Source organism: Variovorax sp. CAN15, from assembly GCF_030462475.1.
GTDB lineage: Bacteria > Pseudomonadota > Gammaproteobacteria > Burkholderiales > Burkholderiaceae_C > Variovorax.
The window spans coordinates 46,182-67,927 of the sequence record NZ_JASMRZ010000007.1; the positions used below are offsets into that span (position 1 = coordinate 46,182).

Below are 21,746 nucleotides of genomic sequence, written 5' to 3' on the forward strand. Positions count from 1 at the left end.
CGTCATTCGATGTTCTGGACCTGCTCGCGCATCTGCTCGATCAGGACCTTCATGTCCACGCCGATGCGCGTGAGCTCCAGCGCCGCCGACTTCGACCCCAGGGTGTTGGCCTCGCGGTGCAGCTCCTGGATCAGGAAGTCGAGGCGCTTGCCGATCTCGCCACCCTTCTTGAGAAGGCGCTCGATCTCATCGAGGTGCGAGTTCAGCCGGGTGAGTTCCTCGGCCACGTCGATGCGGATCGCGAAGGCGGTGGCCTCGGTCAATGCGCGGTCCTGCGCGGCCTCGGGTAGCGTGCCACCGGCTCCGGCGGTCAGGCCCATGGCCTCCTGCCAGCGCTCCAGGAAGCGCGTGCGCTGCTGCTCGACCAGCTGCGGCACCAGCGGTCCTGCCTGCCGCACCAGGGTGCGCAGTTGCTCAAGATGGGCTTCGAGCATCTTCGCCAGGCGGGCGCCTTCGCGCTGGCGGGCGGAGACCAGGCCTTCGAGCGCCTTGCCGGTAACGTCGAGGAGGTCGGGGCCCCAGTCGCCGCGCGCGGCGCTGTCGCCGCCGGCCAGGCTCAATACGTCGGCCACGCTGAGCTCGCGCGCGCCGGGCAGCCATGCCTTGATGCTGTCCTGCACGCCGTTGAGCCGCTGCAGCAGCTTGACGGAGGGCTCGACCACGCCCGATGAGGAAGTGCTTTCGATGGCCGCGCGGACCTCGACCTTGCCGCGCTTGAGCTTTGCGGCGAGCAGTTCGCGCAGGGCGGTTTCATGCTGGCGGAGTTCTTCCGGCAGCTTGAAGGTCAGATCGAGGAAGCGGCTGTTGACCGAGCGGATTTCAACCCCGAGCCGGCCCGCGGCGGAAGGCCGTGCCTCGGCTTCGGAGTGGCTGCCCGCGGACCCGTTCTGGCCGCTGGCGTAGCCGGTCATGCTGTAAACTGGCATTGCGCCTCACTGTGGTTTTGCTTGCATGCACCGAGGCGTCGGCACGGCGTTCGCTTGCCGCACCATCGCCTTCGGGCGAAACTCCCGGATTATGTCAAAGGTCAAGCCTACGCCCCTGCCGCCGGATACGGTCATTGGAGGTTACCGCGTTGTACGCCGGCTTTCCGCAGGCGGATTCGGCGTCGTCTACCTCGCCATCGATTCGAGCGGCCAGCAGGTTGCCATCAAGGAATACCTGCCGTCGTCGCTTGCCACGCGCGGCCCCGGCGAACTGGCGCCGCAGGTGCCGCCGGAGAAGCTGTCGCTGTACCGCCTGGGCCTGAAGAGCTTTTTCGAGGAAGGGCGCTCGCTGGCGCAGATCTCGCACGCATCGGTGGTCAGCGTGCTCAACTTCTTCCGCGAGAACGAAACCGTCTACATGGTCATGAACTACCTGGAGGGCGCGACCCTTCAGGACTTCGTGGTCACTGCGCGCGACCTGAAAAAGCAGAAGGTTTTCCGCGAGTCGACCATCCGCTCGCTCTTCGACGAGATCCTGCGCGGCCTGCGCATCGTCCACCAGTACAAGATGCTGCACCTGGACATCAAGCCGGCCAACATCTTCGTCACCGACGACGACCGCGCCGTGCTGATCGACTTCGGCGCCGCGCGCGAAGTGCTCAGCAAGGAAGGCATCTTCATCCGCCCGATGTACACCCCCGGCTTCGCCGCCCCCGAGATGTACCGGCGCGATTCGTCCATGGGCCCCTGGACCGACATCTACGCCATCGGCGCCTGCATCTATGCCTGCATGCAGGGCTACCCGCCCAACGACGCGCCCCGGCGCATCGAGAAGGACCGCCTCAGCCTGTCGCTCTCGCGCCTGCGCGGCGTGTATTCCGACAACCTGATCGAGGTGGTCGAGTGGTGCATGTCGCTGGACCCGCTGTCGCGCCCGCAGTCGGTCTTCGCGCTGCAGAAGGAGCTCAGCCGAGAGGGCGAGCGCCGCTACACCAAGCTGACCGTGGGCGAGAAAGTGCGCCTGTCGATCGACAACATCCGTTCCTTCGACAAGAAGGCCCTGCCCAAGGCTGCCGCGCCCACCACGCGCCCTGCATGACATCATGAAATTCTCCGTCTTCCAGGTCAGCCGCAAGGGCGGGCGTCTCAAGAACGAAGACCGCATGGGCTATTGCTACACGCGGGAATCGGGGTTGTTCGTGCTGGCTGACGGCATGGGCGGCCATCCGGAAGGCGAAGTGGCGGCGCAGCTCGCGCTGCAGACCATCGCCGCGCTCTACCAGCGCGAGGCGCGCCCGACTGTGAAGGACGTGAAGTCCTTCCTCGCCGAATCGGCCATGGCCGCGCACCAGCAGATCATGCGCTACGCGAGCCACAAGGCCATGCTCGACACCCCGCGCACCACCGTCGTCGCGGCCGTGTTGCAGGGCACCACCGCCACCTGGATGCACTGCGGCGATTCGCGCCTTTACGTCGTGCGCGACGGCCGCCTGCTGGTGCGCACGCGCGACCACTCGCACGCCGAGCGCCCGAAGCCGCACGGCTCCGACGCGCCCGTCAACCGCAACCTGCTGCTGACCTGCCTGGGCTCGCCGACCACGCCGCTCTTCGACGTCTCGGCACCGCTGCAGTTGCAGCGCGGCGACCGCATCATGCTGTGCTCCGATGGCGTCTGGGGCGTGCTCGACGACGAACTCATCGTGCACACGCTGTCTTCCGGCAAGCCCGTGTCCGACGCCGCCCCCGACCTCGCCGAGATGGCCCTGCGCAAGGGCGGCTCCCACAGCGACAACGTCACGCTCATCGCGCTCGAATGGGAAATGCCCGACAGCGCCGACGACCGCAGCGGCGTGTCGACCGAGACCATCGAGGACGGCGTCTTCGCCTCCACCATCCAGGCCGGCATGCCCTCGGACAACGAGATCGACGACCTCGACGAAGACGCGATCGAGCGCTCCATCGCCGAGATCAACGAAGCCATCCGCAGATCGGCGGCGCGCAAGACCTGAGCGCCGCTTTCCTTCCTTTTTCCTTTTCCGGTTCTCGAACAATGACTGCTTTCACACGAAGCGGCGGCCGCGCCGCAGACCAGCTGCGCCCGGTGCGCATCACCCGCGGCTTCACCATCCATGCCGAAGGCTCGGTGCTCATCGAGTTCGGCCAGACCCGCGTGCTGTGCACCGCCTCCGTCGAAGAGAAGGTGCCGCCGCACAAGAAGGGCAGCGGCGAAGGCTGGGTCACCGCCGAATACGGCATGCTGCCGCGCGCCACCCACACCCGCAGCAGCCGCGAGGCGGCCAAGGGCAAGCAGACCGGCCGCACGCAGGAAATCCAGCGCCTCATCGGCCGCTCGATGCGCGCCGTGTTCGACCTCGCCGCGCTCGGCGAACGCACCATCCACCTCGACTGCGACGTGCTGCAGGCCGACGGCGGCACGCGCACCGCGGCCATCACCGGCGCCTTCGTCGCCGCGCAGGACGCCGTCAACAGGCTGATCGCCTCCGGCGCCATCACCGCCTCGCCCATCAAGGGCCACGTGGCCGCCATCTCGGTCGGCATCGTCGAAGGCACGCCGCTGCTCGACCTCGAATACACCGAAGACTCGGCCTGCGACACCGACATGAACGTCGTCATGACCGGCGCCGGCCACTTCGTCGAAGTGCAGGGCACGGCCGAAGGCGTGGCCTTCACGCGCGACGAAATGGACATCCTGCTCGGCCTTGCCGAAAAGGGCATCGGCGAACTCGTGACCCTGCAGAAGCAGGCACTGCTCTCGAACTGACGATCACTGACAACTGCATGAAACTGGTTCTGGCTTCCAACAACGCGGGCAAGCTCGCCGAACTCCAGCAGCTGTTCGCGGAGCTCGCCGTCACCCTCGTGCCGCAATCGGCGCTGGGGGTGAGCGAGGCTGAAGAACCCTTCCGTACCTTCGTCGAGAACGCGCTGACCAAGGCGCGCCATGCCAGCGCCGCCACCGGCCTGCCGGCCATCGCCGACGACGCAGGCCTGTGCGTCGACGCCTTCGGCGGCCTGCCGGGCGTGGACACCGCCTACTACGCCACCCAGTTCGGCTACGCCAAGGGCGACGCGAACAACGTGAAGGCGCTGCTCGAGCAGCTCGACGGCGTCGCCAACCGCCGTGCCGCGCTCGTCAGCACGCTGGTCGCGCTGCGCAGCCACGATGACCCCGAGCCGCTCATCGCCGTGGGCCGAGTTGTCGGCGAGATCGCGCCCGCGCCCATCGGCGACAACGGCTTCGGCTTCGACCCCGTCATGTACCTGCCGGCCTTCGGCAAGACCTTCGCGCAGCTGCCGCCCGAAGTGAAGAACGCCAACAGCCATCGCGGCCGCGCGGCGCAGGCCATGCTGGCGCTGATGCGCGAACGCTGGTTCTGATGGGCGATTGATGGCCACCACGTTCCCGATCCAGCCAGCGCCGCCCACGGGCGCGCCGCAAGCCAACGACGTCCTGCACTGGATGCGCCCCGGCCCGCTGCAGCTCAGCGCGCTGCCGCCGCTGTCGCTGTACATCCACCTGCCGTGGTGCCTGCGCAAGTGCCCGTACTGCGACTTCAATTCGCACGAATGGCGCGCCGCCAGCGAGGCCGACATCGACGGCATTCCCGAGGCCGCCTACATCGACGCGCTGGTCGCTGACCTCGATGCAGCGCTGCCGCTCATCTGGGGCCGCACCGTCCACACCATCTTCATCGGCGGCGGCACGCCCAGCCTGTTCTCCCCGCAGGCCATCGACCGCCTGCTGGGCGACATGCGCGCACGCCTCAAGCTCGCGCCCGACTGCGAGATCACGCTAGAAGCCAACCCCGGCACCTTCGAGCGCAACCGCTTCCGCGCGTACCGCTCGGCCGGCGTCACGCGCCTGTCGGTGGGCGTGCAGAGCTTCAACGACGAGCACCTGAAGGCGCTGGGCCGCGTGCACGACCGCGCGCAGGCCATTGCCGCCCTCGAAGAAGCCGCGAGCACCTTCGACACCTTCAACCTCGACCTGATGTACGCGCTGCCCGGCCAGACCCTGGAGGGCCTCGACGCGGACCTTTCGCAGGCGCTGGCGCTCGCGCCGCCGCACATCTCGGTCTACCACCTGACCATCGAGCCCAACACCTGGTTTGCCAAGTTCCCGCCGGCCCTGCCCGAGGACGACATCGCCTACGCCATGCTCGACCGCATCACCGAGCGCACCGGCGCCAGCGGCATGTCGCGCTACGAGGTGTCGGCCTATGCGCGCGAAGGGCACCGCTGCGCGCACAACCTCAACTACTGGCAGTTCGGCGACTACCTCGGCATCGGCGCCGGCGCGCACAGCAAGCTGAGCTTCGCGCACCGCATCGTGCGGCAGGTGCGCTTTCGCGAGCCGCGCCTGTACATGGAGAACGCGCGCGCCGGCGCGGCCGTGTCGCAGAGCGACGAAGTGGCGCTGGCCGACCTGCCGTTCGAATTCATGCTCAATGCATTGAGGCTGAAGCAGGGCTTCACGCTGCCGCAGTTCAGCGAGCGCACGGGGCTGGCGATGACGTCGATCCAGCGCGGTTTGGAAGAGGCCGAACGCAAGGGCCTCGTCGCCCGCGACCTGTTCCGCGTATGGCCGACCGAGCGCGGCCTCGACTTCCTGAGCGACCTGCAGTCGATGTTCCTGCCCGACGAGGAGTAGGGCGCCGCCGTCGGCATAAAATCGCCGGTTCCGGAGAGTTGGGTGAGTGGTTTAAACCAGCAGTCTTGAAAACTGCCGACGTGAAAGCGTCCGTGAGTTCGAATCTCACACTCTCCGCACCCCAAACACTCGCCGGTTGCGCGGGTGCGTGTTTTGACGCTCATGCTGCAAAGCACTGAGCTCGAACAAGCCGATCTCAGTGCTGAAAGATGCCGGCGCAGTGCCGCATTGCTGGAACTCAGCGCCTGGGGATAGGCCAGGCCGACGTCCGCGGCCTCCAGGATTTCTCCGCGTCGGCGCATCGCAATCCTGAAGACTTTCAACGCTCCTCACCGCCGCTGGTCCGCATGAAGCTGTGCGCGACACGTCCGGACGCATGTGACGTGCTTCGAGCCATCGATTCGGGAATCCCGTAGCCAAAGCCAATCCCGTTCCCACCGATTCCCGTAGGCCACAGTCGGGTTTTGTAATCTAGTGTTTTTATTTGAAACGGATGTTATATTTTCCCAGAAACATTTTGATAACACTTATGCATTCAGTCCAGGCCAGACGCCACGTCTCCCTGTGAATGTTCACCTTGGGGAGTCCTGGAATTGCAGTTCAAGCCGCAAGAAAACCCCAATTTGGTGCAACTGGCCCTGGTCATCGCTTGGCAGTTCGGGTGCCATCCATGAGCACGCCAACCGCCGCACCTCGTGCCCGCCGGCCGCTGCTGAGCTTCAGCGTCGAGGGGCTGCCGGCCCGCGACGAACTGCTCTTCAAGTCCCTTGTCCGGTTGCTCGACCACCGCACCCACCAGCACTGGGCCTGGCAGGTCGAGGGCGCCGACCTTCGCGTGGTGGGCGACAGGCTCCCCGCGCCGCCTGAAGAAGAACCGGCCGACAGCCCGGTGCCGCTGTTGACGATCGGCGAGACGCCGCCGCCGCGCGGGCCGTTCCTGCGTTTGCCGTTGCATGCCGATGCGCTCGAGGCCATGCTCAACCGCCTCGGCGCGCTGGTGGTCCATGCCCGCGAGCTCGGGCTGGCTGCGGCTTCCCGCCGCCGCAACGAGCAGGCAGCGCATGGCGAGGAATACCGCTTGCTGCGCTGGCCCTCGGCCACGCTGCTCGACTCCACCCTGCGCATGAAGCTCGCCACGCTGCTCGCGAGCCGTCCGGCTTCGCTGCAGGCGCTGCAGCAGCGCTCGAACGCCAGCGCGCAGGAGTGCGCGGATTTCATCTCCGTGCTCGAGCGCGCGGGCTTCATCGCGAGCAGTGGCGGAGGCGCCACCGGCTTCGCCAACAGCCGCGCGCCCGAGTCGATCTGGCCCGATTCGCACATCTCCACCGGCAACGACGCGCCTCATGCCGCGCCCCCCGCGCCGCGCGCCAACGTGGAACCAGGCCTGTTGGCGCGCATCCGCAGCCGCCTCGGGCTGCTGTCATCCGGACCGAGGGCCTGAAGAGCGTGGAGCACAAGATTCTTTTCACCGGCACCATGGGTGCGGGCAAGACCACTGCCATCGCCGCGGTGAGCGAGATTCCACCGGTGCGCACCGAGGTGCGCAACAGCGACACCTCCGTCGCCAAGGCCACCACCACCGTGGGCCTGGACTACGGCGAGCTCACGCTCGACAACGGCGAGAAGCTGCGCCTGTACGGCACGCCGGGGCAGATGCGCTTCGACTTCATGTGGCGCATCCTCGCGCGCGGCGCGCTGGGCCTCGTGGTCCTGGTCGACAACAGCCGCCCCGATCCGCTGGCCGACCTGGAGGTGTACCTCGACGGCTTCGCCGAGTTGATCGAGAGCACCGCCTGCGTGGTTGCTGTGGGCCGCATGGAGGCGCACCCCGAGCCCGGCCTCGACGCCTATGCCCGGCGCATGCAGGACAAGGGCGTGCTGTGCCCCGTGCTGCCGGCCAACGTGACCGATCCGCAGCAGGTGGTGCAGCTGCTGGAGCTGCTGCTGATCCAGCTCGAAGCCTGATCGCGGCGGACGGCTTTCCCCCTTTCTTTTTCACCGCAACGCCGGACCCCAACCACATGAACATCGCACCCCGCATCAAGGACGCCGCCGAGACCGTCGTCGACACGCTCATGCGCGAGGTCAAGGGCGTGAAGGCCGTGGTGATCGCGACCGAGGACGGCATGGAGCTCGCCGCGCGCGCGGAGAACACCGCCCAGGTCGCGCGCATGTCTGCCATCGCGAGTTCGCTCGCGGCGCTTGGCGCGGTGGCTGGCGAGGAAAGCGGCCTCGGCCAGTGCGAGAACGTCGTCATCGAAACCGCGCTGGGCCACATCCTGATGCTGCAGGCCCGGCACGAGGAAGCCGGGCTGATCGTGAGCGTGGTGACGGGCAAGGACGCCGTCATCGGCCAGGCCCTGTACTTCTCCAAGCAGGCCACGCTCGCGCTGCAGCGGGCCTGAACGCTTTCACCACCGGCTGCCGCTCATCATTCGCCCGGGCGGCGGCCGATCATCAGGGCGATGGAATACCTACGAAAGACTCCGATGGCAAACATCAAGCAATCCATGGACGAACTCATGACGATCGACGGCGCGCTCTGCGCGGCACTGGTCGATTCGGGCAGCGGCATGATCCTTGGACAGATCGGTTCGGGCGTCGACCTGGAAGTGGCCGCCGCCGGCAATACCGAAGTGGTGCGCGCCAAGCACAAGACGATGCGCGCGCTGGGCCTGAACGAYGTGATCGAGGACATCCTGATCACGCTCGGACGCCAGTACCACATCATCCGCCCGCTGCAGAAGCACGAAGGCCTGTTCATCTACCTGGTGCTCGACAAGTCGAAGTCGAACCTCGCGCTCGCGCGCCGCAAGACGCAGGACGTGGAGCAGACGCTGACGGTCTGAGCTGGCTGGCGAACCGGCGGGCCAAGGGAGAGACGCCGGGGCTCGCCAATCCGGATCGCTCAGAAGCCGCGCAGCGCCCGCGTCTCCGAAGGCCGCTCCCCGAAGCGCGCGCGGTATTGCGCCGCGAAGTGCCCGAGGTGGAGGAAACCGTACTTCTGCGCCACATCGCGCACGCCGGCTCCGGTGGCGCCGGCCGACGTCTGCTGCAGCTCGGTGCGCACCCTGTCGAGCCTCGTCTCGCGCAGGAACTCCATGGGCCCCTGTCCCGCATGCTGGCGAAACGCCAGCTGCAGGGCGCGTGCGCTGCAGCCGACCTCGCGGCAGACATCGGCCAGCGACAGGGGCTGGTCCGCATGCGCCGACATGTATTCCTGCGCCTTGCGGACCACGCGCGGCAGCAGGCGCCGCTGGTTGTCGCCGGCAAGGGCTTTCGAGTGGTTATGGCCCGCCGACATCAGCAGGCTGGAGATCAGGTAGGCCTCGGCGTGCTCGGCCAGCGGGCCGCCACTCTGAAGCCCGGTGCCGGCATCGAGCGTGAGCCGCAGGTAGTCGATGAAATGCACCAGCGGCGCGAGCGTGGGGCTGTCCAGCGGCACGCCGAGGTCGAACACCAGCGGCTTTCCGACAGGTGCCTGCAGCAGCGATTCGAGCCGTGAAAGCAGCGCTGAACGTGCCAGCTGCACGATCAGGTGCGGGCTTCCGTCGGCCCAGCGCATCGACAGCGGCTCGGTGGGCGAGGGCAGCGACGCCAGGCGGGGCGTGGCCTCCACCTGCTGCGCGCCGCAGCGGATTTCGGCGCCGCCGCGCAACGGAATCTGCAACAGGAAGAAATCCTGCAGGTAGCCCGGGTCGATCTGCACGCCGGGGCCGTACTGCACGTAGTTGAGGCTCACGTCCCGGTGCAGCCGCGCGCTGTGGTGGCAGGCGTCGAGCTTGCTGCGCGGCCTGAGCATGACGAGGCCGTGCGGGCAGAACACGCGGGCCACGCTTTCACGCGCCTCGTCCACGTCGTGGCTTTCGAAAAGCCGGTAGCGCTGCAGCGGCAACGGTGGGGTCGTGAGGGTTTCCATGGGGCGAGAACGGGGCGTGGGCACCGTAGCAAAAACCATCCCCGCCCACAATTCGGACCTCCCCTCGGGGCACTTCTTGAAGTCCGCGTGGACGTCGCCCCAAGAAAACTGCGCGCCAGGGACAGCGCCTGCGTTTGCGGGACTCGTCCCGGGGCCCCTTGACCATAACGTTCGCTCCACAGGCACCAGCCGGGCCTGCCTGATCAACCGAGGAGAGCAAGCGTCATGTTCAAGGGACTCGAAGGCAAGAGCGCCATCGTCACCGGTGGCTCCACACTGATAGGCGCGGGCGTGGTGCGCGCCCTGCATGCGGCGGGCGTGAAGGTCGTCATCGCCGACATCGACGCCGCCAACGGCCAGGCACTGGCGGATTCGCTGGGCGCCGGCGTGCGCTTCGTGCGCACCGACATCACCGACGACGCGCAGGTGAAGGCCTGCGTGGCGGAAGCGGTCGGGCGGCACGGCGGCGTGCACTTTCTGGTCAACCTGGCGTGCTCCTACGTGGACGACGGCTTCAAGTCGCCCCGCGCCGACTGGCTCGCCTCGTTCAACGTGAACGTGGCCAGCGCGGTGGCGATGCTGCAGGCCGTGCATCCGCACATGGTGGCGGCCGGCGGCGGGGCGGTGGTCAACTTCACGAGCATCTCTTCGAGCGTGGCGCAGACGGGCCGCTGGCTCTATCCGGTGAGCAAGGCGGCGATGGCGCAGCTCACGCGCAACATGGCGATGGACCTTGCGCCCGACCGCATCCGGGTGAACAGCGTGTCGCCAGGCTGGACCTGGTCGGCCGTGATGAACCAGCTCACCAACGGCGACCGCGCCAAGACCGACCGCGTGGCCGCGCCCTTCCACCTGCTGGGCCGCGTCGGCGACCCGGACGAGGTGGCGCAGGTGGTGCTGTTCCTGTGCTCCGACCACGCAAGCTTCGTGACCGGCGCCGACTACGCGGTGGACGGCGGCTACTCCGCCATGGGCCCCGAGCAGGCCGTTCCCGCCATTCCCAAGTTGATGGACTGACCCGCTCCACGCGGAGCATCGAAGGAGCATGAAATGAAGCGAATCGCCATCGTCGGAGCGGGCCAGTCGGGCCTGCAACTGGGGCTCGGCCTGCTTTCCGCGGGCTACGAGGTCACGATGTTCAGCAACCGCACGGGAGAAGACATCCGGCACGGCAAGGTCATGTCGAGCCAGTGCATGTTCCACACCTCGCTGCAGATCGAGCGCGACCTGGGGCTGGACCACTGGGGCAGCGTATGCCCCACGGTGGACGGCATCGGCCTGGCCGTGCCGCACCCCGAGCAGAAAGGCGCCAAGGCCATCGACTGGGTCGCACGGCTGAATTCGAGCGCGCAGTCGGTCGACCAGCGCGTGAAGATCCCGGCGTGGATGGACGAGTTCCGGAAGAAGGGCGGCGAGCTCGTCTTCAAGGACGCGGGCATCGACGAGCTGGAGACCTGCACGCAGACCCACGACCTCACGCTGGTGGCCAGCGGCAAGGGCGAGATCTCCAGGCTCTTCGAGCGCGACGCCCACAAGTCCACCTACGACAAGCCGCAGCGCGCGCTGGCGCTGACCTACGTGAAGGGCATGAAGCCGCGCGAGCCGCACCCGGCGGTGTGCTTCAACCTCATTCCCGGCGTGGGCGAGTACTTCGTGTTCCCCGCGCTGACCACCACGGGGCCCTGCGAGATCATGGTGTTCGAAGGCGTGCCCGGCGGCCCGATGGATTGCTGGGCCGACGTGAAGACGCCCGGGGAACATCTGGCGCGCAGCAAGTGGATCGTCGACACCTTCACGCCATGGGAGGCCGAGCGCTGCCACGACATCGAGCTGACCGACGACAACGGCATCCTCGCCGGCCGCTTCGCGCCCACGGTGCGCAAGCCGGTGGCGACGCTGCCTTCGGGGCGCAAGGTGCTGGGCCTGGCCGACGTGGTGGTGCTCAACGACCCGATCACGGGGCAGGGCTCGAACAACGCGGCCAAGTGCGCCGACACCTACCTCAAGAGCATCCTCGCGCGCGGCGACGGCCCGGCCGACGCGGCCTGGATGCAGCAGACCTTCGACCGCTACTGGTTCGGCTACGCGCAATGGGTCTCGCAGTGGACCAACATGCTGCTGGCGCCTCCGCCGCCGCACGTGCTCAACCTGCTCGGCGCGGCCGGCGCGATGCCGCCGCTGGCCAGCGCGTTCGCCAACGGTTTCGACGATCCGCGTACCTACTTCCCGTGGTTCGCGGACCCGACCGAGGCGCAGCGCTTCATCGACACCTGCGCCGCCGTCGCATAGCTGGAGCCGCACCATGAAGCGACGCGTGGCCATCGTCGGCGCCGGCCAGTCCGGCATGCAACTCGCGCTCGGCCTGCAGAGTGCGGGGCACGAGGTGACGGTGTTCTCCAACCGCAGCGCGCGGGAGATCGGCGAAGGGCCGGTGATGTCCAGCCAGTGCATGTTCGAGACCGCGCTGCAGACCGAGCGCGAGCTCGGGCTCGACTGGTGGGCCGATGAATGCCCGGCGGTGGAAGGCATCGCCATGACGGTGCGCAACCCCGAAGGCGGCAAGGCCGTCGAATGGAGCGCGAAGCTCGACGGCCCCGCGCTGTCGGTCGACCAGCGGCTCAAGATACCCGCGTGGATGGCCGAGTTCGAGAAGCGTGGCGGACGGCTGGTGCTGCGCGACGTGGACATCGACGACCTGGAGACCTGCGCGCAGATGAACGACCTCGTGGTCGTGGCGAGTGGCAAGGGCGAGATCTCCAGGCTCTTCGAGCGCGACGACGAGCGCTCGCCTTTCACGCAGCCGCAGCGCGCGCTGGCGCTGACCTACGTGAAGGGCATGAAGCCGCGCGAGCCGCACCCGGCGGTGTGCTTCAACCTGATTCCCGGCGTGGGCGAATATTTCGTGTTCCCGGCGCAGACGACTACCGGACCCTGCGAGATCATGGTGTTCGAAGGCGTGCCCGGCGGCCCGATGGACTGTTGGGCCGACGTGAAGACGCCGCAGGAGCATCTGGCGCGCAGCAAGTGGATTCTCGAAACCTTCCTGCCGTGGGAAGCGGAGCGCTGCAGAAACATCGAGCTGACCGACGACAACGGCATCCTCTCTGGCCGCTTCACCCCGACGGTGCGCAAGCCGGTGGCGACGCTGCCTTCGGGCCGCAAGGTGCTGGGCCTCGCCGACGCCGTGGTGCTCAACGACCCGATCACCGGCCAGGGCTCGAACAACGCGGCCAAGTGCGCCGACATCTACCTCAAGCGCATCCTCGAGCAAGGCGACGAACCCTTCGACGCCGAGTGGATGCAGAAGACCTTCGACCGCTACTGGGAAGGCTACGCGCGCTGGGCCACCGACTGGACCAACAGCCTGCTCGCGCCGCCCAAACCTCATCTGCAGAAGCTGCTGCAGAGCGCCAGCAGCATGCCAGCGGTCGCGAGCATCGTGGTCAACGGCTTCGACGATCCGCGCGCCTTCGCGCCCTGGTGGTTCGATGCCGCCGAGGCGGATCGCTTTCTCGAAGACCGCGCGCGCGAGGCCGTGGTCGACCGCTTCGACCGGCGCGACTTCCGCAGGGCGCTTGGCCAGTTCAGCACCGGCGTGACCGTCATCACCACCCGCGCGATGGACGGCCGCCGCGTGGGCATGACTGCCAACTCGTTCTCGTCGGTCTCGCTCGATCCGCCGCTGGTGCTGTGGAGCCTTGCGCGGCAGGCGCCGAGCCTGGGCGACTTCACCGGCGCCAGCCATTTCGCGATCAACGTGCTGGCGGCGAACCAGCATCACCTGTCGCGGCAGTTCTCGACGCCGCAGGCGGACAAGTTCGGCGGCGTGGACTGCTGCGAAGGCACCTCCGGCGTGCCGCTGCTCAACGGCGTCATCGCGCGCTTCGTGTGCCGCAACGTCAGGCAGTACGATGGCGGCGACCACCTCATCTTCATCGGCGAGGTCGAGCGCTACGACCGCTTCGACGGCGAGCCGCTGGTCTTTCATTCGGGCTACTACCAGGTGACGACGCGACATCCGGAATGCATGCAATGAGCAATGAGCGCGCGGCCCGCACCATCCACCCCATGAACGGAGCAAGACACATGCAGCAGAAAGCACCCCACGCAGCAGCACCACAGCGCATCCGCATCGAGGCCACCGACGCGAGCGGCAGTTTCAGCGGCTACCTCGCGTTGCCCGCCTCGGGCACCGGGCCCGGCCTGGTCATCGCGCAGGAGATCTTCGGCGTGAACGCCACCATGCGCGAGGTGGCCGACTACTACGCCGAGGAAGGCTACGTCGTGCTCGTGCCCGACCTGTTCTGGCGCCAGCAGCCCGACGTGGAGCTGGGCTATTCGCCCGAAGACTGGCAGCGCGCCTTCGGCTTCTACCAGGGCTTCGACGAGGCCAAGGGCATGGAGGACATGCAGGCTTCGATCACCGCCTTGCGCCAGCGCCCCGAGGTGCAGGACGCCAAGGTCGGCGTGCTCGGCTTCTGCCTCGGCGGCAAGCTGGCCTACCTCGCGGCCTGCCGCACCGACGCGGACGTGGCCGTGGGCTACTACGGCGTGGGCATCGATGCCGCGCTGGACGAGGCCGACAAGATCAAGCGGCCGCTCACGCTGCACATCGCCGAGCTCGACAAGTTCTGCCCGCCCGAGGCGCGAGACCGCATCGTCGCGGCGCTCAAGGACCGCCCCGGCGTCTCGCTGCACGTGTATCCGGGCATGGACCACGCCTTCGCGCGGCTGGGCGGCGAGCACTTCCACAAGCCCTCCGCGCTGATGGCGCACGAGCGCAGCATCGCCACGCTGAAGGGTGCCATCGGCCCGCACTACGACCTCTCGGCGCTTTGGGACAAGCACTGCGAGTACGAGTTCGGCACGCGCAACGTCGACGACACCATGTCGACCATGGTGGCCGAGCCCTACGTCAACCACATCCCGACCATGACCGGCGGCGTGGGCTACAAGAACCTGCACGCCTTCTATTCGAACCACTTCGTCAACAGCAACCCGCCCGACACCTCGCTGGTGCCGATCTCGCGCACCATCGGCGCGACGCAGGTGGTCGACGAGATGCTGTTCTGCTTCACCCACACCACCGAGATCCCGTGGATGCTGCCGGGCGTGGCGCCCACCGGCAAGCGCGTGGAGATCCCGCTGCTCGCGGTCATCAAGTTCCGCGGCGACAAGCTCTATCACGAGCACATCTACTGGGACCAGGCCAGCGTGCTGGTGCAGGTAGGGCTGCTCGACGCGAAGCTGCTGCCGGTGGCCGGCGTCGAGACGGCGCGCAAGCTGCTCGACGAGACGCTGCCGTCGAACACGCTGATGCAGCGCTGAGGGCTCAGTCCGAGGCCTTCACCGCATCCACCAGGAAGCGCACGAAGGCCTTCGCCGCATCGGGCAGCGAGCGGCCCGCCATGGTTTCGATGGCGAGGTGTCGCTCGTGCATCTCGCGGTCCTTCAGCGCAATGGCGACCAGCGCCTTGCTCTGCAGCAGTGTTCGGATCGACAGCGGACCGTAGAAGGCGATGCTGCCGCCGCCCGCGGCCGCGAAGCTCAGCAGCGAATTCGCATGGTTGCTGGACATGGCCAGCTCGTAGCGCAGCTCCTGCCGCGAGCAGCTGGCATCGAGCAGGCGGCGGATGGAGCTGTCTTCCTGCGGCAGCCCCAGCGGATACGCCACCACCTGGCGAAGCGAGAGCTGCCGCTGCTGCGCCAGCGGATGGTCCATGGCCATCACCGCGAGGATGGGGCTCGGGTGCCTCAGCTCCACCTCGATGCCCGGCTCGGGCAGCGCACTGAGCGTGATGCCCACGTCGGCTTCGCCGTCGCGCACCAGCCGCGAGATGTCGGCGGGCGCGCAGACCTCCAGGTGAAAGCGGATGCCCGCGTGCTTGAGGCGGAACTGCGCGATCAGCCTGGGAATGAAGTCGAAGGCGAAGCCCTCTGTGCTCGCCACGCGCACATGGCCGCTGCGCAGCCCGCGCAGGCCGGCGATCTCGTTGGCGACGCGCTCGATGTCCTGCTGCGCCCGCTTGGCGTGCGCCGCCAGCAGCTCGCCCGCGGCATTGGGCACCATGCCGCGCGCATGGCGTTCGAAGAGCAGGGTGTCGAGCTCCCGTTCGAGCCGCGCGACCTGGCGGCTCACGGCCGAGGGTGCGACGTTGAGCTTGAGTGCGGCTTCCTTCACCGAGCCGGTCTTCACCACCTCGAGAAAGTAGCGCACCGCTGTTTCCTGCAAGGCACGAGGCGCCATGGATCGCTCCTGCACGTGGGTCCGGATGGTTGCTGAAGATTGCCGATTCGGCAACGAAGAATTCTAAACATTGCGCTTGTGACACCGGCATGACGATCCTAGGATGAACTCGTTCGCACCCTCGAACCCCTGTCATCCAGTCGAAATTCCAGGAGTCCCGATGAACCGTCTCCCACTCGTGGCGCGCATGGCCTTGCTGTGCTGCAGCCTTGGATTTGGCGCCATGCCACTGGCTTCGCTTGCCGCCGAGCCGGGGTTTCCCGCGCGGCCGGTCACGCTGGTGATTCCCTTTCCGCCCGGCGGCGCCACCGACGTCAACGGCCGCGTGATCGCCCAGAAGCTCGGCAAGGAACTGGGCCAGCCGGTGGTGATCGAGAACCGCGGCGGCGCCGGCACCGTGGTCGGCGCGAGCTACGTGGCGAAGTCCGCGCCCGACGGCTACACGCTGCTGCTGAGTTCGGGCTCCACCTTCACTGTCAATCCCGCGATCCGCAGCAACCTGCCCTACGACCCGGTGAAGAGCTTCGAGCCCATCGGCATCGCCGGGCGCGTTGCGCTGATCCTTCTGGCGAACAGCGAAGTGCCGGTACAGACGGTCAAGCAGTTCGTCGACTACGTGAAGGCCGCGCCAGGCAAGTACTCGTACGGCTCCTTCGGCACCGGCACCACCGCGCAGTTCGCGGGCGAAACCGTGCTGCACGCCACCGGCCTGAAGATGACGCACATACCCTACAAAGGCAGCGCCCCGGCCATGACCGACCTGATGGGCGGGCAGATCCCGTTCAGCATCGACACCGTGAGCGCGGCCGTTCCGCAGCTCAAGAACGGAAAGATCAAGGCGATCGCGCTGACCACCGCGAAGCGCTCGGCGCTGCTGCCCGACGTGCCCACCTTCGCCGAGAGCGGCTATCCCGATGTCGAGATGGATTCCTGGCTCATGCTCGCGGCCCCCAAGGGTGTGCCCGCCGATGTGAAGGCGAAGCTGGAGAAGGCGCTGGCCGCGACCATTGCCGATCCGGAAACCAGGAGCAAGCTGCTGGCCGCGGGGCTGGAGCCGAGCTACAGCAGCGCGGCGGCAAGCGTCGAGTTGATCAACCGCGAACTGCCGATCATGCGGGCCGTTGCCGCGCGAGCCAACATCACTGCCGATTGAATTGGCTCTCCCCAGGCTTCGCGCACTTCGTGTCGCTGCGCCAACCCCCTCGCCGGGGGCGACACCGACGGCCCGGCAAAGCCGGTTCCGTGGTGTCCCGCGAATGCGCGGCGCCATGCCCAGAACAAGAGACATCGATGACCTCCGCCAAAACAACCCACGAATCCGCCACCGAACTCGTCGAAAAATCCGCTGTCGAACTGCGCCGCCTCATCGGCAGCAAGCAGGTCTCGCCCGTCGAGCTGCTGGAGGCATGCATCTCGCGCATCGACCGCCTGAACCCCTTCGTCAACGCGGTCACCGCCACCTGCTTCGACCGCGCGCGCGCTGAAGCGAAGGCGGCCGAAGGCGCCGTCATGCGCGGCGACGCGCTGGGCCTGCTGCACGGCCTGCCGATGGGCGTGAAGGACCTGGAGCCCACCGAGGGCCTGCTCACCACCTGGGGCTCGCCGATCTACCGCGACCACGTGCCGACGGAAGACATCGAGCTCGTGGCGCGCCTGCGCCGCGCGGGCGCCGTCGTCGCGGGCAAGACCAACGTGCCGGAGATGGGCGCGGGTGCCAACTCGCGCAACGACGTGTGGGGCGCCACCGGCAATCCCTTCAATCCGAACCTCAACGCGGGCGGTTCATCGGGCGGCTCGGCGGCTGCGCTGGCGTGCGACATGCTGCCGGTGTGCACCGGCTCCGACACCGGCGGCTCGCTGCGCATTCCGGCCGCGAAGTGCGGCGTGGTGGGCTTCAGGCCATCGCCTGGCGTGGTGCCCAGCGTGCGCAAGCCGCTTGGCTGGACGCCCATTTCGGTCGTCGGCCCCATGGGCCGCACCGTGGAGGAGGCCTGCCTGCAGCTCGCCGCCTCCGCCGGCATGTGCGCGGGCGATCCGCTGAGCTATCCGCTCGACCCGATGTCATTCCTCGTGCCGCCTTCGGTTGACCTGGGCCGGCTGCGCGTGGCGTGGACCGAAGACTTCGGCATCTGCGCGGTGGACGACGGCATCCGCGCCACCTTCCGCCGCAAGATCGAAGCGATGCGGCACCTGTTCGGCCGCTGCGACAAGGTCGAGTTCGACATGGGCGAGGCGCACCGCTGCTTCGACGTGCTGCGCGCCGAGGCCTTCGTGGCCGGCATGCAGGCGGCCTACGAGCGCGATCCGGACAGCCTCGGCCCCAACCCGCGCGCCAACTACGAGATGGGCGCGAAGATGAGCCTGCTCGACAGCGCCTGGGCACAGGCCGAGCAGACCCGGCTGCTGAAGCGCTTCCAGGCCACCTTCGCCGACTACGACCTCGTGCTGTCGCCGACCACGCCCGTCTCGCCCTTCCCCTGGACGCAGCTCTACGCCGCCACCATCAACGGCGAGCCGCAGGCCAACTACTACCGCTGGCTGGCGCTGACCTACGTGGTCACGCTGACCACGCATCCGGCGATAACGCTGCCCTGCGGCCTCGACCACGCGGGTATGCCCTTCGGGCTGCAGGTGGTGGGCGGGTTCAGGGCCGACCACCAGGTGCTGGGCGCTGCCCATGCGATGGAGGCGGCGTTCTCGTCGAACCCCGAGCTGCGCCGTCCGCGCCCCGACCTGGCTGCGCTGCGCGTGGTCGAGCCGGCGCTGACTTCGATCGTCAAGGCGCCGCCGGTCTTCGGTGACGGCCGTGCTGTCGCATCGGCCGCGGTGTCGGCCGTCTAGCCATTCGCCACCGCGTAGGGCGTGAACCGGCTTTCGTTCTCGTTCACGTCCAGCGCCCGCCCGATGAACGGGAACGCCCGCTGCGGGCAGGCCGTGCGCTCGCACACCTTGCAGCCCATGCCGATGGGCGTGGGCGCTTCCTGGTCCGCGAGGTCGAGGCCCTTGGAATAGATAAGCCTCGGCGCATGCCGGATGTCGCAGCCCAGGCCGATGGCGAAGGTCTTGCTCGGTGAGCCGAAGCCGCGCTGTCCGTGCGACACCGTGCGCGCCACCCACAGGTAGGTGCGCCCGTCGGGCATGCGCGCGACCTGCCGCAGCACCCGCCCGGGCTGCGCGAAGGCCTCGTACACGTTCCACAGCGGGCAGGTGCCGCCGGTCTTCGAGAAGTGGAAGTGCGTGGCCGACTGCCGCTTGGAGATGTTGCCGGCACGGTCGACGCGGATGAAGAAGAAGGGCACACCCGGCGCGCCGGGACGCTGCATCGAGCTCAGGCGGTGGCAGATGGTTTCGAAGCCCACGCCGAAGCGGCGCGCCAGCAGGTCGATGTCGTAGCGCAGGGCTTCCGCCGTCTTCAGGAACAGGCCGTAGGGCAGCAGCATTGCGCTGGCGAAGTAGTTCGCCAGTCCGATGCGGGCCAGCGCATGCGTGGGCGCGTCGTCGTTGAAGTTGGCGCCCTGCAGCAGCGACTCGATCAGCCGCGCCTGCTCCAGCAGCGCCAGCTGGGTCGCGAGCTGGAAGGCCTGCTGCCCGGGCTCCAGGCCGGCCGACAGGTGCAGCACGCGGTTGACGGGGTCGTAGCGGCGCTGGCTGTCGATGGCGTCGTCGTCGGTGGGCACCACGTGCACGCCGTGCTGCCTGGAAAGGCGCAGCTGCAGCCACTCCGACAGCGGACCGCCGCGACCGCGCGCTTCGTCCGCGAGCTTTTCCGCTTGCAGGTCCAGCTCCCCGAAATGGTTCTGGTGGGCGAAGAAGAAGTCGCGCACCGCCTCGAAAGGCATGGGCCGGGCGTTCGTGAGTTCGCCGCGCCCGTCGCCGAGTTCGGTGGCCATGATCTCCAGCCGCTCCATCGCTTCCTGGTGGCGGCGGTGCAGCGCCAGCAGCGCACGTGCCACGGCCGGCATCTGCGAGGCCACCTCGCGCAGCTCGGGCAGGGCGACGGCTTCACCGCCGGGGTTGTCGGCCAGCGCATCGCGCATGCCCGAGACCAGGCGGGCTTCCTCGTCTTCGGAGAACTGCTGCACGTCGACGCCGAGCGTGCGGCTGATCCTGAGCAGCACGGCCACGGTGAGCGGCCGCTGGTTCTGCTCCAGCTGGTTCAGGTAGCTGGGCGACAGGCCCAGCGCCTGCGCCAGCGCCACCTGCGTCATGCCGCGCTCGGCGCGCAGCTTGCGCAGGCGCACGCCCATGAAGGTCTTGCTCATCGTGCGGTTCCTTGCTGCCCCTGTGATGTTCGCAATATTCGCAAATCAGGTGCTTTCCATTCGCAATGGTTGGCCAATTCAGTCCTTCATTATGGGCGCGCATTTGCGTAAATTGCGAATCATGACAAACCGGAACACGGCACTCGAGCTCACGGAAATCGTGTTCCCGGAGCATGCGAACCACTACGGCACGCTGTTCGGCGGCAATGCGCTGATGCTGATGTCCAAGGCGGCCTTCCTGGCGGCGCGCGACTTCGCGCAGGCCGACGTGGTCATGGCCGGCTGCGGTGACGCGCAGTTCCTCGCGCCCGTGCCGGTCGGCAGCGTGCTGCGGCTGCGCGCCTGGGTCAGCCGGCAGGGCCGCAGCTCGCTCACCGTCAGCGTCACCGGCAGCTTCGAGCAACTGGGGCAGGCGCCGCGCGAGGCGCTGCGCTCCTTCTTCGAGATGGTCGCCGTGGACAAGAGCGGACGGCCCAGGCGCATCCCCAACGCACAACCGAATCCAGAAAAGGAAGCAGCATGAACGACATCGCCACCCCCGCCGAGGCCTCCACCGAAGCCGCAGCCGGCTTCAAGCCGAAGAAGTCCGTGGCCCTGTCCGGCGTGACCGCCGGCAACACCGCGCTGTGCACCGTCGGGCGCACCGGCAACGACCTGCACTACCGCGGCTACGACATCCTCGACATCGCCGAGGTCTGCGAGTTCGAGGAAATCGCGCACCTGCTGGTGCACGGCAAGCTGCCCACCGCCGCGGAGCTGCGCGCCTACAAGGCGAAGCTCAAGTCGATGCGCGGCCTGCCCGCGAGCCTGAAGGAAGCGCTGGAGCAACTGCCCGCCGGCGCGCACCCGATGGACGTGATGCGCACCGGCGTCTCGTCGCTGGGCTGCATGCTGCCCGAGAAGGAAGACCACAACCTGCCGGGCGCGCGCGACATCGCCGACCGGCTGATGGCTTCGCTCGGCTCGATGCTTCTGTACTGGTATCACTGGTCCACGCAGGGCAAGCGCATCGACGTGGAGACCGACGACGACTCCATCGGCGGCCACTTCCTCCACCTGCTGCATGGCCGGAAACCTTCGCAAGCCTGGGTGCGCGCGATGCACACCTCGCTCAATCTCTACGCCGAGCACGAGTTCAACGCGTCGACCTTCACCGCGCGCGTGGTGGCCGGCACCGGCTCCGACATGTACTCGGCCATCACCGGCGCCATCGGCGCGTTGCGCGGGCCCAGGCACGGCGGCGCCAACGAGGTGGCCTTCGAGATCCAGAAGCGCTACGACTCGCCCGGCGAAGCCGAGGCCGACATCCGCCGCCGCGTCGAGGCCAGGGAAGTGGTGATCGGCTTCGGCCACCCGGTCTACACCGTGAGCGATCCGCGCAACGTGGTCATCAAGGGCGTGGCGAGGTCGCTGTCGCAGGAGGCCGGTTCGACCAAGATGTTCGACATCGCCGAGCGGCTCGAAGGCGTGATGTGGGAGGTCAAGAAGATGTTTCCCAACCTCGACTGGTTCAGCGCCGTGAGCTATCACATGATGGGCGTGCCCACGGCCATGTTCACGCCGCTCTTCGTCATCGCGCGCACCTCGGGCTGGGCGGCGCACATCATCGAGCAGCGCATCGACAACAAGATCATCCGGCCCAGCGCCAACTACACCGGGCCGGAAGACCTGAAGTTCGCGCCGATCGAGGATCGGAAGTAAAAAGAGAAGAAGACGAGAC

21 protein-coding genes, 1 tRNA gene and 1 pseudogene are annotated in these 21,746 nt (G+C 67.8%); 19 read left to right on the forward strand and 4 right to left on the reverse strand.

Annotated features, from left to right (window positions below; all coding sequences use genetic code 11):
- Positions 1–2 precede the first annotated feature (2 nt).
- The gene (locus tag QMO14_RS07930; protein WP_301505815.1) at positions 3–926 is read right to left on the reverse strand and encodes a YicC/YloC family endoribonuclease; all 924 of its coding nucleotides are present in this window, start codon (positions 924–926) and stop codon (positions 3–5) included.
- Positions 927–1,017: 91 nt separating this feature from the next.
- On the opposite strand from QMO14_RS07930, the gene QMO14_RS07935 reads away from it, so the two are divergent.
- From QMO14_RS07935 to QMO14_RS07980, 10 genes are all read left to right on the forward strand, one after another.
- Entirely contained in the window at positions 1,018–2,025 is a 1,008-nt protein-coding gene (locus QMO14_RS07935) for a serine/threonine-protein kinase (protein WP_126025049.1), read from the forward strand.
- A gap of 4 nt (positions 2,026–2,029) precedes the next feature.
- Positions 2,030–2,935: a PP2C family serine/threonine-protein phosphatase gene (locus QMO14_RS07940; RefSeq protein ID WP_301505816.1), complete on the forward strand. Its 906-nt coding sequence runs from the start codon at positions 2,030–2,032 to the stop codon at positions 2,933–2,935.
- Between the two features lie 41 nt (positions 2,936–2,976).
- Complete coding sequence (rph, locus tag QMO14_RS07945) at positions 2,977–3,708, forward strand: ribonuclease PH (protein ID WP_301505817.1); 732 nt, start codon at positions 2,977–2,979, stop codon at positions 3,706–3,708.
- Between the two features lie 17 nt (positions 3,709–3,725).
- Complete coding sequence (locus QMO14_RS07950) at positions 3,726–4,325, forward strand: non-canonical purine NTP pyrophosphatase (RefSeq protein WP_301505818.1); 600 nt, start codon at positions 3,726–3,728, stop codon at positions 4,323–4,325.
- A gap of 10 nt (positions 4,326–4,335) precedes the next feature.
- Positions 4,336–5,598: a radical SAM family heme chaperone HemW gene (hemW, locus tag QMO14_RS07955; RefSeq protein ID WP_301505819.1), complete on the forward strand. Its 1,263-nt coding sequence runs from the start codon at positions 4,336–4,338 to the stop codon at positions 5,596–5,598.
- 32 nt (positions 5,599–5,630) lie between these two features.
- Positions 5,631–5,715, forward strand: a tRNA-Ser gene (locus tag QMO14_RS07960).
- 553 nt (positions 5,716–6,268) lie between these two features.
- Positions 6,269–7,039, forward strand: a complete 771-nt coding sequence (locus QMO14_RS07965; RefSeq protein WP_301505820.1) for a hypothetical protein — start codon at positions 6,269–6,271, stop codon at positions 7,037–7,039.
- A gap of 5 nt (positions 7,040–7,044) precedes the next feature.
- The gene (locus tag QMO14_RS07970) at positions 7,045–7,563 is read left to right on the forward strand and encodes an ATP/GTP-binding protein (protein WP_301505821.1); all 519 of its coding nucleotides are present in this window, start codon (positions 7,045–7,047) and stop codon (positions 7,561–7,563) included.
- A 56-nt stretch (positions 7,564–7,619) separates the two neighbouring features.
- The gene (locus tag QMO14_RS07975; protein WP_301505822.1) at positions 7,620–8,003 is read left to right on the forward strand and encodes a roadblock/LC7 domain-containing protein; all 384 of its coding nucleotides are present in this window, start codon (positions 7,620–7,622) and stop codon (positions 8,001–8,003) included.
- 84 nt (positions 8,004–8,087) lie between these two features.
- On the forward strand, positions 8,088–8,447 hold the full coding sequence (locus tag QMO14_RS07980; RefSeq protein ID WP_301505823.1) for a hypothetical protein: 360 nt from the start codon (positions 8,088–8,090) through the stop codon (positions 8,445–8,447).
- Between the two features lie 59 nt (positions 8,448–8,506).
- Here QMO14_RS07980 and QMO14_RS07985 read toward each other — a convergent pair whose 3' ends face one another.
- Positions 8,507–9,517 carry an AraC family transcriptional regulator gene (locus QMO14_RS07985; RefSeq protein ID WP_301505824.1) on the reverse strand — a complete coding sequence of 337 codons (1,011 nt, stop codon included), beginning with the start codon at positions 9,515–9,517 and terminating at the stop codon, positions 8,507–8,509.
- 225 nt (positions 9,518–9,742) lie between these two features.
- Between QMO14_RS07985 and QMO14_RS07990 the strand changes: the two genes are divergently transcribed.
- The 5 genes and pseudogenes from QMO14_RS07990 (at position 9,743) to QMO14_RS08010 (ending at position 14,845) form a co-directional block, all read left to right on the forward strand.
- Positions 9,743–10,534 (forward strand): SDR family oxidoreductase, encoded by a 792-nt coding sequence (locus tag QMO14_RS07990; RefSeq protein WP_301505825.1) that lies wholly within the window; start codon positions 9,743–9,745, stop codon positions 10,532–10,534.
- 33 nt (positions 10,535–10,567) lie between these two features.
- Positions 10,568–11,806, forward strand: a complete 1,239-nt coding sequence (locus tag QMO14_RS07995; protein WP_301505826.1) for a styrene monooxygenase/indole monooxygenase family protein — start codon at positions 10,568–10,570, stop codon at positions 11,804–11,806.
- 13 nt (positions 11,807–11,819) lie between these two features.
- Positions 11,820–13,034 (forward strand): annotated as a pseudogene (locus tag QMO14_RS33355) (styrene monooxygenase/indole monooxygenase family protein); the annotation flags it as partial.
- An 18-nt stretch (positions 13,035–13,052) separates the two neighbouring features.
- Complete coding sequence (locus QMO14_RS08005) at positions 13,053–13,553, forward strand: flavin reductase family protein (RefSeq protein WP_301506025.1); 501 nt, start codon at positions 13,053–13,055, stop codon at positions 13,551–13,553.
- 50 nt (positions 13,554–13,603) lie between these two features.
- A complete protein-coding gene (locus QMO14_RS08010; RefSeq protein WP_301505827.1) occupies positions 13,604–14,845 on the forward strand; it encodes a dienelactone hydrolase family protein in 1,242 nt (413 codons plus the stop codon).
- Positions 14,846–14,849: 4 nt separating this feature from the next.
- Here the strand turns inward: QMO14_RS08010 and QMO14_RS08015 are convergent, their stop codons facing one another.
- A complete protein-coding gene (locus tag QMO14_RS08015; RefSeq protein WP_301505828.1) occupies positions 14,850–15,764 on the reverse strand; it encodes a LysR family transcriptional regulator in 915 nt (304 codons plus the stop codon).
- Positions 15,765–15,924: 160 nt separating this feature from the next.
- Here QMO14_RS08015 and QMO14_RS08020 point away from each other — a divergent pair, with 160 nt between their 5' ends.
- Both QMO14_RS08020 and QMO14_RS08025 read left to right on the forward strand, forming a co-directional pair.
- Entirely contained in the window at positions 15,925–16,917 is a 993-nt protein-coding gene (locus tag QMO14_RS08020) for a tripartite tricarboxylate transporter substrate binding protein (protein WP_301505829.1), read from the forward strand.
- Positions 16,918–17,054: 137 nt separating this feature from the next.
- Positions 17,055–18,605: an amidase gene (locus tag QMO14_RS08025; protein WP_301505830.1), complete on the forward strand. Its 1,551-nt coding sequence runs from the start codon at positions 17,055–17,057 to the stop codon at positions 18,603–18,605.
- On the opposite strand, the gene QMO14_RS08030 is transcribed toward QMO14_RS08025, so the two are convergent.
- Positions 18,602–20,026 carry a short-chain fatty acyl-CoA regulator family protein gene (locus QMO14_RS08030; protein WP_301505831.1) on the reverse strand — a complete coding sequence of 475 codons (1,425 nt, stop codon included), beginning with the start codon at positions 20,024–20,026 and terminating at the stop codon, positions 18,602–18,604. The two genes, QMO14_RS08025 and QMO14_RS08030, sit on opposite strands and share 4 nt — an antisense overlap.
- A 121-nt stretch (positions 20,027–20,147) precedes the next feature.
- Here QMO14_RS08030 and QMO14_RS08035 point away from each other — a divergent pair, with 121 nt between their 5' ends.
- Entirely contained in the window at positions 20,148–20,549 is a 402-nt protein-coding gene (locus tag QMO14_RS08035; protein ID WP_301505832.1) for an acyl-CoA thioesterase, read from the forward strand.
- On the forward strand, positions 20,546–21,727 hold the full coding sequence (gene prpC, locus QMO14_RS08040) for a 2-methylcitrate synthase (RefSeq protein WP_301505833.1): 1,182 nt from the start codon (positions 20,546–20,548) through the stop codon (positions 21,725–21,727). The genes QMO14_RS08035 and prpC overlap by 4 nt, the downstream gene beginning before the upstream one ends.
- Positions 21,728–21,746: the final 19 nt, after the last annotated feature.

Excerpts from the sequence above, each read along its gene's own strand:
- QMO14_RS07930 (WP_301505815.1), bottom strand. The coding sequence starts at position 926 with ATGCCAGTTTACAGCATGACCGGCTACGCCAGCGGCCAGAACGGGTCC.
- QMO14_RS07935 (WP_126025049.1), top strand. The coding sequence starts at position 1,018 with ATGTCAAAGGTCAAGCCTACGCCCCTGCCGCCGGATACGGTCATTGGA.
- QMO14_RS07940 (WP_301505816.1), top strand. The coding sequence starts at position 2,030 with ATGAAATTCTCCGTCTTCCAGGTCAGCCGCAAGGGCGGGCGTCTCAAG.
- rph (WP_301505817.1), top strand. The coding sequence starts at position 2,977 with ATGACTGCTTTCACACGAAGCGGCGGCCGCGCCGCAGACCAGCTGCGC.
- QMO14_RS07950 (WP_301505818.1), top strand. The coding sequence starts at position 3,726 with ATGAAACTGGTTCTGGCTTCCAACAACGCGGGCAAGCTCGCCGAACTC.
- hemW (WP_301505819.1), top strand. The coding sequence starts at position 4,336 with ATGGCCACCACGTTCCCGATCCAGCCAGCGCCGCCCACGGGCGCGCCG.
- QMO14_RS07965 (WP_301505820.1), top strand. The coding sequence starts at position 6,269 with ATGAGCACGCCAACCGCCGCACCTCGTGCCCGCCGGCCGCTGCTGAGC.
- QMO14_RS07975 (WP_301505822.1), top strand. The coding sequence starts at position 7,620 with ATGAACATCGCACCCCGCATCAAGGACGCCGCCGAGACCGTCGTCGAC.
- QMO14_RS07985 (WP_301505824.1), bottom strand. The coding sequence starts at position 9,517 with ATGGAAACCCTCACGACCCCACCGTTGCCGCTGCAGCGCTACCGGCTT.
- QMO14_RS07990 (WP_301505825.1), top strand. The coding sequence starts at position 9,743 with ATGTTCAAGGGACTCGAAGGCAAGAGCGCCATCGTCACCGGTGGCTCC.
- QMO14_RS07995 (WP_301505826.1), top strand. The coding sequence starts at position 10,568 with ATGAAGCGAATCGCCATCGTCGGAGCGGGCCAGTCGGGCCTGCAACTG.
- QMO14_RS08010 (WP_301505827.1), top strand. The coding sequence starts at position 13,604 with ATGCAGCAGAAAGCACCCCACGCAGCAGCACCACAGCGCATCCGCATC.
- QMO14_RS08015 (WP_301505828.1), bottom strand. The coding sequence starts at position 15,764 with ATGGCGCCTCGTGCCTTGCAGGAAACAGCGGTGCGCTACTTTCTCGAG.
- QMO14_RS08020 (WP_301505829.1), top strand. The coding sequence starts at position 15,925 with ATGAACCGTCTCCCACTCGTGGCGCGCATGGCCTTGCTGTGCTGCAGC.
- QMO14_RS08025 (WP_301505830.1), top strand. The coding sequence starts at position 17,055 with ATGACCTCCGCCAAAACAACCCACGAATCCGCCACCGAACTCGTCGAA.
- QMO14_RS08030 (WP_301505831.1), bottom strand. The coding sequence starts at position 20,026 with ATGAGCAAGACCTTCATGGGCGTGCGCCTGCGCAAGCTGCGCGCCGAG.
- QMO14_RS08035 (WP_301505832.1), top strand. The coding sequence starts at position 20,148 with ATGACAAACCGGAACACGGCACTCGAGCTCACGGAAATCGTGTTCCCG.
- prpC (WP_301505833.1), top strand. The coding sequence starts at position 20,546 with ATGAACGACATCGCCACCCCCGCCGAGGCCTCCACCGAAGCCGCAGCC.